A 12,069-nucleotide genomic window follows, 5' to 3' on the forward strand; every position below is an offset into this window, starting at 1 on the left:
CGATCTGGTTCAGCCTGTGAATCGCGAGGTCGAATGTCGTGGTTCTCGCGCCGCTTGGCGTCCGATGTGTACTGGGAGACGAGCAACGGAGCGGGCCGGTGGCGCGAAACCGATCGGTTTCATTCCGATCGTGGACGCGGCCGGGAAGTGCGGCCTACTTCCACTCCCCTTCCCATGTGTACAAGTCAGCGGTCGTGGCGTACTCGCGCAGCGCCGCAATCTTCCCATCCCGTTCGGTGGCGATCGTCAAGCCCTCGAAGGACCGATTTTCGTTCTCCTCGCGGTGGTCGAAGCGCCACTCAGCGACGGTCGTGTCGCCAGAGGTGAACTCGTTCGTGATGACCCAGTTCAGAACACGGCTGCCCCGGCCGAACCACTTGTCCGCCCACTCTCGGATGCGCTCCTGCCCGTGGTACACGGGTCCGTAGCTTTCGGTCACGACGGCATCAGGTGTGACCGTTGCGACGATGCTCTCCGTGTCGTTGCTGTTCCAGGCGTTGATGTAGTCGGTGAGGGCGCTCATACCCTCAACCCTACTGGCGTTGGACAGAAGAAAACCGCGATGGCGTTCGAAGACCGGTGTCCGGTATTGGTGCGCAACCGGTCGGTTTCTACCCGACCGTAGCCGCGTCGACGAGAGTGTGAATCGGGAGATCAAATGTCGTGGGTTCCCGCGCTACTAAATGCTTGAGGCCGTAAATTTTTCGGGGGTTATGCGGCCAGGGCGCGTGCGTTAGGCTAATTGTCGCTGCCGGCGGGTTGCTGGGGGTTCTGCTCTTTTCTGTGACGTCCTCATCGCCCCCATCACCGGACTGGCCGCGACCAGCCGCCGAACCGTCAACCCCCGAAGGACTTACGAACTGAAGCACCAAGGCAGCAGCGGCAGGTGGGGATCCGACGATCGTCAGCCCCCACCTTCATCGCCGCATTCAGACAATTGGGCGATGCTGCCGGCGTCAGCGCCCGGTGGACACGATGTTTGAGGATTTGCCGCTCTGCTCGTCGCGCTTCAGGCGCTTCGCAGTCTGCTTCTCCTTGATCGTCTTACCCTTCTTCTTGACGTTCGCCTTGCTCGTCGAGTCCTTGGACATGATCGAACCTCCTGGAGCAGGTCGGTGAACGTGCAGCGTGGTACTCGCCTGATCGCGGCGTGCAGGTGACGGAAGACCCGCGGCGGTCGCGAAGTCCTTCACTGCACGCCGACCCTACGCTGTTTCAGCTCTTGCCGACGTTGGGAAGTGCGTCGCCGGTGGTGGGGCAATAGATCGTGTCGCCCACCGACACGAGCCCCATCCCTACGGTAGGCGGGTCGCGACGGGTCGTTTTCTTGGTGACCGTCGGTCCCATGGTGGGGGAGTGGGCTACGGCGACGGCCTGTAGGTCTGCCCCGTTTACCATGCGGCCGTCCCGACAGCACACCCTCTGAAATTGGAGCATCGAACTGAAGGGCTCACAAGGTGTGCCTGTATCCGTCACCGACTTGAGCCGACAGGGCGGCATGATCCGACGAACGATCATCCGCGGCGGCTCAGCATTACTGCCTGGTCGGGGTGAGTGACCCGAGGAGGCTGAGACGTCGGGCGCGATGGTGTAGCCGAGCGTTCCGACACCCAGGGTGGGGCAGGGAACTCGTCGTCATGTGAAGGGCCGGTCACTATCTCTGCTCGAGGTCAGGACGTGTCGGGTCCGGTCCCCGGTCCAGGCCGCTTCGAGGATCGCGGTCAGGCTGGCGGTGTCGGTCGGGCCTGGATGGTTCTGGATCAAGCGGGTGACGCCACTGGCCATCTCCGCAAAGCGGGGGAGGTCGGCGCGTGCCACGCCGATGTCCGCCAAGGTGCGAGGGATGCCGATGTCGGCGAGGAGCCCGTCGAGCCAGGTGAGGAACGTGTCTGCGGCCTCGGCATCGGAGGCGTCGGTCACGTCGAGCCCGCACACCCGGGCGAGGATGGCCAACCGGTCGCCGATTGCATCTCTGGCCGCGTCCAGCGCGTAGGGCAGCAGCAGCCCGACGCCCACGCCGTGCGGCGTGTGCGTGGCTGCGCCGATGGGGTACTGGAGAGCGTGCGGGGCCGCGTTGCCCGCGTGGGAAAAGGCGAGCCCGGCGAGCATGGACCCGTAGGACATGTCCGCGCGCGCGTCCGTGTCGCCTCCGTCCCTGACAGCACGACGCAAGCTACGGGCGATCCGCTCCGCGGCCAGGAGCGCGTAGTGGTCGGTGATCGGGTTGCGGCCGAGGAAAACCTGCTCCACCGGGTCGCGCGGTCCGTGGGCCCGGGGGCGCGCGGTGTAGCTCTCCACCGCGTGACAGAACGCGTCGATGCCGGAGTGGGCGGTGACGGTCGCAGGGCAGGTGTAGGTGAGTTCGGGGTCGACGATGGCGAAGTCGGGGACGATGTGGACGCTGGACACCCCCACCTTCAGCTCGCGGTCCGGGTCGGTCAGCACTGAGACGGGGGTGAGCTCGGAGCCGGTGCCTGACGTCGTCGGGACCGCGACGAGAGGGATCGTCGGCCCCGGCACCTTCGACTCGCCGTAGAAGTCGCGCGGTGTCCCACCGTGGCGCCGGATGACGCCGACGATTTTGGCGAGGTCGATCACCGTGCCACCCCCGATGGCGAGGATCACGTCGGCGTCCACTTCGGCGGCGACCGAGACGGCCAGGGCGACATCGGCGAGTGGCACGTCTGGCGTCGCGTCGGAGAACACCTCGACGACAGTGACCTTCTCCCGCACGGCGGCCACGATCTCGGCCACGCCCGGCTGCCCCAGAAGAACCTGGTCGGTCACGATGAGGACTCGCGAGCCACTCTCGGCCACCACTCGTGGGATGTTCTGCGCGACCCCTTCGCCCACTATCAGCTGGCGTGGTCCGCGGACGGTCTCAAGCATGTCGGTGCCTCTCCGGAACGTCGGCGACGATGTGCTGGGCGGACGTCCAGGTCACCTGCGAGACCGGGACGGCGTCGGCAAGGTTGGCCACCCGGGTGGCGAGGCGCGCGCGCCGGGCGCCCGGACTCGATCGGGCCCGGTCGCCCTCGGCTCCATCGCGGTGAGGACGTCGCCCTTGGTGGACCACTGGGCCGGGTGGAGGCCGGCCTGGTCGTGTGCGCGCAGGGCGCGGTGATCCTCGGCGGGCGCCCGGAGCAGCAGGCCGGTCACGGTAGGTCGATCGCCACGTAGGTGAGGTCGAGGTACTCAAGGATGCCCTCGTGCGACCCCTCCTTGCCGATCCCGGACTGCTTCACGCCTCCGAACGGAGCTGACGGGTCCGATATCAGACCGCGGTTGACACCGAGCATCCCCGTATCCAGCCCTTCGGCGAACCGGAGCGCCCGCTGGAGGTCACGGGTGAAGATGTATCCGGCCAGGCCGTGCTCGGTGTCGTTGGCCTTCGCCATCACCTCGTCGTCGGACGTGAACGAGATGATCGGCGCCACCGGGCCGAAGATCTCCGCCTGCAGCATCCGCGCGTCTTCCGGCACGTCGACGAGGACCGTTGGTGGGTAGAAGTGGCCCGGCCCATCCGGACGCTCACCGCCCACCAGGACCTGGGCGCCGCGATCGACCGCGTCGGCGACGAGTTCGTCGATTTTGGTGACCGAGGCCTCGTCGATCAATGCCCCGACGTCGACGCCGTCGTCGAGACCATGGCCCACCGAAAGCGCGCCCATCCGCTCGGCGAAGCGCGCCGTGAACTCTTCGCGTACCGGCTCCTCGACGTAGATCCGGTTGGCCGCGATGCAGGACTCCCCGATGTTGCGCATCTTGGCCACCATGGCACCGTCGAGCGCGACGTCCAGGTCAGCGTCGGCACACACGATCAGGGCCGCGTTGCCGCCCAGTTCCATGGAGGTGCGCAGCACGTTGTCCGCAGCCTGCCGCAGCAGTACGCGCCCGACCTCGGTCGACCCGGTGAACGAGAGCTTGCGGGTCCGACTGTCGGCTAGCAGCGCTGACACCACCTCGCCGGGACGCTTGGTGGTCACCACGTTGACGACGCCCGGGGGGACGCCGACCTCCTCCATGATGCGGGCCAGGAACAGCATGGTGAGTGGCGTCTGGGCCGCTGGCTTGGTGATCGTCGTGCAGCCCGCAGCCAGCGCAGGAGCGATCTTGCGGGCGCCCATGGCCAATGGGAAGTTCCAGGGCGTCACGAAGACGCACGGTCCGACCGGCTTCGGCACGGTGAGGATGCGATATCCGCCGGCGGGAGCGGTGCTGTAGCGCCCCTCGACGCGCACCGCCTCCTCGGCGAACCAACGGAAGAACTCGGCGCCGTAGGCCACCTCTCCGCGAGCCTCGGCGAGCGGCTTGCCCATCTCGAGCGTGATCAGCCGGGCGACCTGCTCGGATCGCTCGGTCAGTGCCCGGTACGTCGCGGTCAACAACTCTGACCGTTTCCGCGGTGGGGTCGCCGCCCACTGCGCCATTGCCGTGGTCGCCACGTCCAGAGCGGCGAGCCCGTCAACGACGCCGGCGTCGGCCACCTCGGCGATGGTCTTGCCGGTGGCCGGGTCCTCGACGGCAAAGGTGGCTCCGCTTGCGGCTTCGCGCCAGGCGTCGCCGATCCGGAGCCGCCGGTGCTCGGGGGCCAGGACGTTCATCGGGTCACTCATCGCGTCGCCTCCTGTGATCTTCGTGGTGATGTCCGGCGTGCCGCAGCGGTCGCGCTGTGCGCGTAGACGGACGGGTCACACGCCCTCGTCGGGGGCGAGGTTGCCGAGCGGGTCGAATGTGGCCTTGGACCTGTCCGCAGGGCGCGACGCCCCGCGCCACCGATCGCCGTCTCGGGCCATGGCCGTCCCAGCGTCGTCAGGCCGTGCTCACCGGTGGCGGTCCGCCGAGGCTCGGTTGCCATGTGCGGGCGCATGGTGCCGTCGCCGCCCGGCGTGGTTACCGTCCAGCCTCGGACAGCGACAGCCCGGTGCCCGCATCGAACAGGTGCGCACGGTCCAGGTCGACCGTGACAAGCAGCCGCTCGCCCGGCGTACCGGTGACGGTGGGTCTCGCCTTGACCTTGAGGATCTCCGTCCCCACCCGGACGTCGACCACCGTTCGGTCACCGAGCGGCTCGAGCCCGTAGAGCTCCCCCGACAGCGACGCGTTCCCACGCTGCTCGACGGACAGGTCCTCCGCGCGCAGGCCCAGCAGCAGCGCACGACCGTCCTCAGCCGTGGTCCAGCGGGGTCGCGGTAACGTCCAGCCTTCCGCACCGACCAGACGATCGCCCTCGGCTCGGCAGGCGAGCAGGCTGATCGGGGGGCTCCCGACGAATCCTGCGACCCACTTGTTGGCTGGACGCTCGTACACCTCGGTGGGCGTTCCGACCTGTTGCACCTTCCCCTCCCTGAGGACCGCGACCTGGTCGGCCATGGACAGGGCCTCGACCTGGTCGTTGGTCACGTAGACGAAGGTCGCTCCGAGGCTCCGGTGGATGCGGGCGAGCTCGGTGCGCATCTCGACGCGGAGCTTGAGGTCGAGGTTCGTCAGCGGCTCGTCCATGAGAAACGCGCGCGGGCGACGGACCAGCGCCCGGGCCAGGGCGACACGCTGCATCTCACCGCCCGACAACTGCGCGGGACGACGCTGCAGCAGACGTTCGATGTGCAGCAGGCTCGACATCTGCTCGACGGCAGCGGCGATCTCACTCGAAGAACAGCGGCGTGCCCGCAGCGGCGACGCGATGTTCTCGTACACCGTGTGCCGCGGGTAGAGGGCGTAGCTCTGGAAGACCATGGCCAGGTCGCGTGCGGCCGGCGTGTCACCGGTCGCGTCCCTGCCGTCCAGATGCACGGACCCGGCGTCAAGCTTGTCAAGGCCGGCGATCGCCCGCAGGGTCGTCGTCTTGCCTGCCCCGGAGGGCCCGAGTACGACGAAGAACGAGCCGTCCGGCACGTCCAGCGTCACCCCGTCCAGGGCCTGGACTTTCCCGAAGGACTTGCGCAGCCCGTGCGCTGCCACGGTTCCCATCAGGCCACCAGCTCTTCCGTGCTCACGTCGTAGACCGCCGGGGTTCCGCCGGTGTGCCGCAGCCCGACCGTTTCGTCAGCGGAGAAACGGACAGTCGGTGGCATCCGAACCCGTACGTCGCGTTGGCCGCCGTGGTCAACCACGTAGATGATTTCGTCGCCCAGCCACTCCGCCGAGACCACGCGGGCCGGGACCGAACGGTCCTCCCCTGGTGCGGTGACTTCCAGCGCCTCCGGCCGGACGCCGGCGATGAGGCGACGGTCGCGCGACAGGCCTGGCGGTGGCGCGAGGGCCAGTCCGCCCTGACCGCGCAGCTTCCCGTCCGCCACCTCCACCTCAATGAGGTTCATCGGCGGGGAGCCGATGAATGCGGCGCAGAAAAGACTCGCCGGACGGTCGTAGACCTCCAGCGGCGTGCCGATCTGCTCGACACGGCCCCTGTTGAGGATGGCGATTCTGTGACCGAGCGACATCGCCTCGACCTGGTCGTGGGTGACGTAGACCATCGTCGCCCCCAGTTCGCCCTGCAGGTGCTTGATTTCCGTGCGCATGTCCGCCCTCAGCTCCGCGTCCAGATTGGTGAGAGGTTCGTCCATGAGGAATGCGCGCGGTCGTCGCACCAGGGCGCGAGCAAGCGCGACGCGCTGCTGCTCCCCGCCGGACAACTGGCGCGGTCGCCGGTCCAGGAGCGGACCAAGCCGCATCAGCCGGGCGGCCTCCTCGACCCGCTCGTGCACCTCCGGCTTGGGCAGTCCCTCGGCCCGCAGTGGGAACGCCAGGTTGTCGCGGGTCTTCAGATGCGGGTAGAGAGCGTAGAACTGGAACACCATGGCGATGTCGCGCTCGGCGGGCGGCAGGTCGTTGACCAGCGTGTCGCCGATGCGGATGTCGCCTGTCGTCTGCCTCTCCAGGCCGGCTATGGCCCGCAGCGTGGTCGTCTTGCCGCAACCCGAAGGGCCGAGCATCACGAACAGCTCGCCGTCGCCGATCGACAGGTCCACGTGATCAACCGCGACCGTCCCGTCCGGGTAGCGCTTGTGCAGCGCGGTCACCTCGATGCCCGCCATCAGCGTCGCACCGCCCCGAGCGTCACGCCGGCGATGAGGTGCTTGCGCACCAGGTACGCGAAGACGAGCACCGGTAGGGCGAACACCACGGAGGCGGCTGCCACGAGACCCCAGTCCGTGGTGGTGCCGCCGATGAGGCCGGCGATGGCGGGTGGGGCCGTCCGGACGCTGTCGCTGGAGGTGAGGAAGGTGGCGAACACGAACTCGTTCCACGAGAAGATGAGGGCGAAGACCGCCGTCGCGGCGATGCCGGGCACGAGCAGGGGGAGGGTGAATCGCCGGAACGCCTGCAATCGGGTGTAACCGTCGAGCATCGCGGCATCCTCGTACTCCGCGGGCACCTCGTCGACGAACCCCTTCATCATCCAGATCGTGAACGGGACGTTGAACGCGGCGTAGATGAGGATCAGGCCGAGTTTGTTGTCGATGAGTCCGACCTGGCGGTACATGAGGAAGATCGGGATCACGACCACCACGGGCGGCATGAAACGCGTGGACAGGATGAAGAACAGTTGGTCCTTCTTGGCCTTCACGGCGAAGCGTGAGTAGGCCCAGGCCGCCGGGACCCCCAGCACGGTGGCCAGCACCGTGGAGACTCCGGCGACCACGACGGAGTTGAGGAACGAGACGGACAGTGCCGAGCGACCACCGTCGGGGTCGACGAACACGTCCTTGTAGTGGGCCAGGGTGACTTTGAAGTCGAAGAATCTGGCCGGGATGGCGTAGACGTCCCGGTTCTCCTTGATGGACGTCTCGATCATCCAGAGCACCGGAAAGAGCATCACGACGGCCAGCACGGTCAGCAGCGTGACCTCCAGCACCGAGCGGCCTCGGCTGCCCAGGCGGCGCGCGGGGGGCGTGTGGTCCCGGGCGGGACCCGTGGACACGGCCTCGTCGACGGAGACGGCCATCAGCCCTCCTTGAGCTTGTTCAGATAGCGCAGGTAGAGCTGCGTGAGGACGATGACGACGAGGACCATGAGGATTCCGTACGCCGAGGCGGTTCCGGTGTTGAAGCCCAGGAACGCGACCTTGTAGATGTGGAACGACAGCGTCTCGGTGGAGACACCCGGACCCCCGTTGGTGAGGATGTAGACGAGGTCGAACAGCCGGAACGCCTCGATGGCCCGGAACATCACGGCTATGAGGAGCAGCGGCCACACCAGCGGAAGGGTGATGGTGCGGAACTTGAACCACTCGGACGCCCTGTCGATCGAGGCGGCCTCGTACAGGTACTTGGGAACCGCGGTGAGGCCCGCAAGCGCGATGAGCATGATGAACGGCGTCCATTGCCAGGTGTCGACAACGATCAGGGAAATCAGTGCCGTTCGCTGGCGAGTGAGCCACTCCACCTGCCCCAGGCCGATCGAGCCGAGCATGCTGTTGACCACGCCGAACTGCGCGTCGAGCATGAACCGCCAGAACAGCCCGACCACGACCGGCGACAGCATCATCGGGACCAGGAACAGCGTGGTCAGCACTCCTCGCCCATGGGTGCGCCGTGAGATCAGGTAGGCGATGCCGAATCCGAGCACGGTCTGCAGGCCGACTGCGCCGACCACGTAGATCAACGTCGTCAGGGCCCTCGTGTGGACCTGCGCCGACGTCAGGATGGCGGTGTAGTTCCCGAAACCGATGAAATTGGCGGGCCCCCCGCGGGTGGCCGAGTAGTCGGTGAAAGACAGGTACAACGCCCACAGCAACGGAAACACCGACATGGCGAGCAACAGCAGCATCGCGGGGGAGATGAAGGCCACGGCGAGCCCGCGGTCGCTCAGCCGAGGGGACCGACCCCGGGCAGGCGGCCTCGCGGACGCCACCTGCCCGGAACCGTCGGTCGTCAGAGGGACGGGGTCACTCACAGCCCGCCGCCACCCTTGCGCTTGCTCGAGTCGAGCACGCCCTGCTGCTCCTTGGCGATGTCGTCGAGCGCATCCTTCGGCTTCTTCGCGCCGTTGAGAGCCGCGTTCACGTTGGTGTTCTCGATGTCGACGAGGCGCGCGTACTCGGGCACGTTCCACATGTCCCGCATCCGCGGAACCGAGTCGGTGTACACCTGGTTGAACGGCCCGGCATTGAGGAACTCAGGCGACTCCAGGGCGTCCGTACGCGATGGCACGCCACCAGCCGCGGCCCACTTCTTCTGGACGTCAGCCCGCTCGAACCACTCCATGAAGTTCAGGGCTTCCGCCTGGTTCGCCGCAGCGGAGTAGGCCGACACGTGCATCCCCATACCGCCGAGAGGGACCAGGTTCGTCTTCTGGCTCGGCAGGGTGGCAAAGCCCAGCTTGTCGAGAATCTGCTCCCGCGTGGTGCCGAGCGTCGACTGCTTCGGATCGAGCAGGCCGCCGCTCGCGGCGATCCAGTTGAACGCGATGCAGGCCTTGCCCTGGGCGACCGCCGCGTTCACCTCGTCGATGAACCAGTTGCCGGAGCCCTTGGCGGTCAGCGGCTTCATCTTGTTGACCAGGACGTCCATCGCTTCCTGGCCCGCAGCGTCGTTGAGGACGCCCTCGATCTTGCGCGTCTTGGAGTCCCAGAGGTTGCCGCCGTAGACGCCGTTGACCGTGTTGTAGGTGACGGCCGCGGCGTCGGAGCCGTTGGCCTGGTGGAAGGCCAGCCCGCTGACGCCAGGGTTGTCCGCCTGGCATTTCTCGGCGGCTGCGATCATCTGGTCCCAGGTCTGCGGTGGCTTGTCGCCGATCAGGTCCTTGCGGTAGATCATCGTCCAGGTGTCGCCGAGCAGCGGCAGTCCGTACAGGCTGGCGTTTTCGTCGCGCTTGCCGGTCTCCGCCTGGGGGTACTGGCCGTAGGCCGCCAGCAGGTACGGGTTGTAGGCCGTGACGTCGATGTTCTTCTTGACGAAGTCGGTGAGGTCGAGGATGTTGCCGTTCGTCACGGCCTCGCCGATGTGTTGCGAGTCCAGGATCGCGATGTCGAAGTCAGTCTTGCGCGCGGCGAACTGGGTGAACATCGCGTCGTGCCAGTTCGCATTCGGCACGGTGTTGACCTTGATGGTCGCGTTCGGCCGCTCCTTTTTGTACTCCGCGTTCGCGAAGTCTTCCAGTGCCTTGGCGGGCGGCCAGTCGAACCAGATGAAGCTGAGGGTCAGCGGGTCCTTGGTGAGCTCCGGGATGGTCGCCGGTGCCTTGGGGGCGCTCGCCTTCGCGTCGTCGTCCTTGCCATCGCCGCAAGCCGCCGCGGTCGTGGCCACCAGCAGCATGGCCACCGTCGCCAACTGCGCCTTTCGCCCGGAAGCGGATATTCGTCCTATTCGCTTTGGATGCCGCATATTTCTGCCTGCTTTCTGGATGGGGACTTCTAGGGCCTCGCTATGTGTCTCGCCGAGCAGTTGCTGGGTTGTTCAGGCGTGTCGCCGGGCAGACGCGGGAGCCGACCCGCGGACCGGCGTCACGAGTGCGCCGCGATGTACTGGGTCCCTCATGGGAGCTCCCGGTGATCGGAGTGGAGCGATGGCGGGCGGCTCCGCGACGGTGCAGGATGGCGAGCATCGTGCACTTTTCCTATACGATCGAGTTGGGGGCGTCAGCATGTCGCAGCGTTGTGACTGATGTCAATAGGCTCGCGAGGACGCAAGAGAGGACCTCACGTCACGATGGACGACGAAGCGATGATCGCGCGGGGCCGTAGGGCCGTGACGGGCGGAACGCCGCCGGGAAGGTCAGGCGGCCGGCTTGCCGACGAGGTGTACGACACGCTGCTCGGACAGCTGATGTCGCTACGGATCGAGCCTGGCTCCCGCGTCACGATCGACGTCCTGGCGCGAGAGCTGGGGGTCTCGCAGACGCCGATCCGAGACGCTCTGAACCGCATGGAGGCCGAGGGCCTGGTCGTGCGTGTGCCCCATGCCGGCTACCGCATTCCCCCTCAGATCACCCGTCACCGATTCGAGGACATGCTCGAGGTCCGCCTGCTCCTCGAGCCGGCGGCGGCGCGCAGGTCCGCCGAACGCGCGTCCTCGGAGCAGGTGGCCGGTCTGCGACGAATGCTGGAGGAGATGGCGGAGCTGGAGGGGGGCAACGGGCCCTCGGCCTACGGCGCCTTCGGGCTACGCGACGCCGCCTTTCACGATCTCGTCGCCCTGAGCGCGGAGAACCAGGTCATCCGTGAAGCACTGGCTCGCCTGCACAGCCACGTGCACCTCTTCCGGCTCCACCACGACACCCAGGTCACTCACCTGGCCATGGCCGAGCACGAGGAAGTTGTGGCAGCGATCGCCGCGCGTGATCCCGACGCCGCCGCCTACTCGATGCGTCGGCACATCCTGCGCTCCGGCGAGCGTTTCCGGCGATTGTTCGACGAGATCGAGGACGCGGACGCACTGGCGGTAGAGGCTTGACGGGCGCGCTGGGCCCAGGAATGCTAACTCAATCCTGATCGGATCGGATTGGATCCACCTCACCCGCCCCCAGATGCGAGGAGAAGCAGGTGCCCAGAGCGCTGCTCCTGACCGGCGACGCCGCCGAGGAGCTCGACACCATGTATCCCTACTACCGCGTGCAGGAGGGCGGCTGGGACGTCGACGTCTCGTCACGGACGTTGCGTGACGTGCAACTGGTCATCCACGAGTTCGACCCCAACTCCGACGCCTACGTGGAGAAGAACGGCCGGAAGCTGCCGGTCGACGTGCCCTGGGCCGAGGTCGACGTCGAGCGCTATGACGCCCTCATCATCCCCGGGGGACGTGCCCCCGAGTGGATCCGGGTCGACGCCGACGTCAGGCGCATCACCGAGCACTTCTTCGCGCGCAACCTCCCCATCGCGCTGGTATGCCACGGCGCGCAGGTGCCAGCGGTGTACGGGCTGCTGAAGGGTCGAAAGACGGCGTGCTTTCCCCCCATCACCGGTGACATGGAGAACGCCGGCGCGACGGTCATCGACGCTCCCGACGTCGTGGACGGCAACCTCGTCTCCTGCCGGGGGTGGCCCGACATGCCGCAATTCGGCAAGGCGATGATGGAGCTCTTCTCGAAGTCTGTCAGCCCCGCATCGGCATGAGCACACCTGGCCTG

11 protein-coding genes are annotated in these 12,069 nt (G+C 67.1%); 2 read left to right on the forward strand and 9 right to left on the reverse strand.

Annotated elements, in window-relative coordinates:
* Positions 1–154 precede the first annotated feature (154 nt).
* The 9 genes from ACQRWP_RS06935 to ACQRWP_RS06975 all read right to left on the reverse strand — a co-directional run bounded on the left by ACQRWP_RS06935 (position 155) and on the right by ACQRWP_RS06975 (position 10,259).
* On the reverse strand, positions 155–523 hold the full coding sequence (locus ACQRWP_RS06935; RefSeq protein WP_430501313.1) for a nuclear transport factor 2 family protein: 369 nt from the start codon (positions 521–523) through the stop codon (positions 155–157).
* A gap of 433 nt (positions 524–956) precedes the next feature.
* Complete coding sequence (locus ACQRWP_RS06940; protein ID WP_430501314.1) at positions 957–1,193, reverse strand: hypothetical protein; 237 nt, start codon at positions 1,191–1,193, stop codon at positions 957–959.
* A 442-nt stretch (positions 1,194–1,635) separates the two neighbouring features.
* Positions 1,636–2,889, reverse strand: a complete 1,254-nt coding sequence (locus ACQRWP_RS06945; protein WP_430501315.1) for an iron-containing alcohol dehydrogenase — start codon at positions 2,887–2,889, stop codon at positions 1,636–1,638.
* 266 nt (positions 2,890–3,155) lie between these two features.
* A complete protein-coding gene (locus tag ACQRWP_RS06950; protein ID WP_430501316.1) occupies positions 3,156–4,616 on the reverse strand; it encodes an NAD-dependent succinate-semialdehyde dehydrogenase in 1,461 nt (486 codons plus the stop codon).
* Between the two features lie 277 nt (positions 4,617–4,893).
* Positions 4,894–5,970: an ABC transporter ATP-binding protein gene (locus ACQRWP_RS06955; protein ID WP_430501317.1), complete on the reverse strand. Its 1,077-nt coding sequence runs from the start codon at positions 5,968–5,970 to the stop codon at positions 4,894–4,896.
* On the reverse strand, positions 5,970–7,037 hold the full coding sequence (locus tag ACQRWP_RS06960) for an ABC transporter ATP-binding protein (RefSeq protein WP_430501318.1): 1,068 nt from the start codon (positions 7,035–7,037) through the stop codon (positions 5,970–5,972). The genes ACQRWP_RS06955 and ACQRWP_RS06960 overlap by 1 nt, the downstream gene beginning before the upstream one ends.
* The gene (locus ACQRWP_RS06965) at positions 7,037–7,948 is read right to left on the reverse strand and encodes a carbohydrate ABC transporter permease (RefSeq protein WP_430501319.1); all 912 of its coding nucleotides are present in this window, start codon (positions 7,946–7,948) and stop codon (positions 7,037–7,039) included. Before ACQRWP_RS06965 ends, ACQRWP_RS06960 begins: the two co-directional genes overlap by 1 nt.
* Complete coding sequence (locus ACQRWP_RS06970; protein ID WP_430501320.1) at positions 7,948–8,793, reverse strand: carbohydrate ABC transporter permease; 846 nt, start codon at positions 8,791–8,793, stop codon at positions 7,948–7,950. Before ACQRWP_RS06970 ends, ACQRWP_RS06965 begins: the two co-directional genes overlap by 1 nt.
* A 101-nt stretch (positions 8,794–8,894) precedes the next feature.
* Entirely contained in the window at positions 8,895–10,259 is a 1,365-nt protein-coding gene (locus tag ACQRWP_RS06975) for an extracellular solute-binding protein (protein ID WP_430503147.1), read from the reverse strand.
* Between the two features lie 393 nt (positions 10,260–10,652).
* On the opposite strand from ACQRWP_RS06975, the gene ACQRWP_RS06980 reads away from it, so the two are divergent.
* Positions 10,653–11,396, forward strand: a complete 744-nt coding sequence (locus tag ACQRWP_RS06980) for a GntR family transcriptional regulator (protein ID WP_430501321.1) — start codon at positions 10,653–10,655, stop codon at positions 11,394–11,396.
* An 89-nt stretch (positions 11,397–11,485) separates the two neighbouring features.
* Complete coding sequence (locus tag ACQRWP_RS06985) at positions 11,486–12,055, forward strand: DJ-1/PfpI family protein (RefSeq protein WP_430501322.1); 570 nt, start codon at positions 11,486–11,488, stop codon at positions 12,053–12,055.
* Positions 12,056–12,069 lie beyond the last annotated feature (14 nt).

This window comes from Micromonospora trifolii (genome assembly GCF_050516465.1).
Lineage (GTDB): Bacteria > Actinomycetota > Actinomycetes > Mycobacteriales > Micromonosporaceae > Micromonospora > Micromonospora trifolii.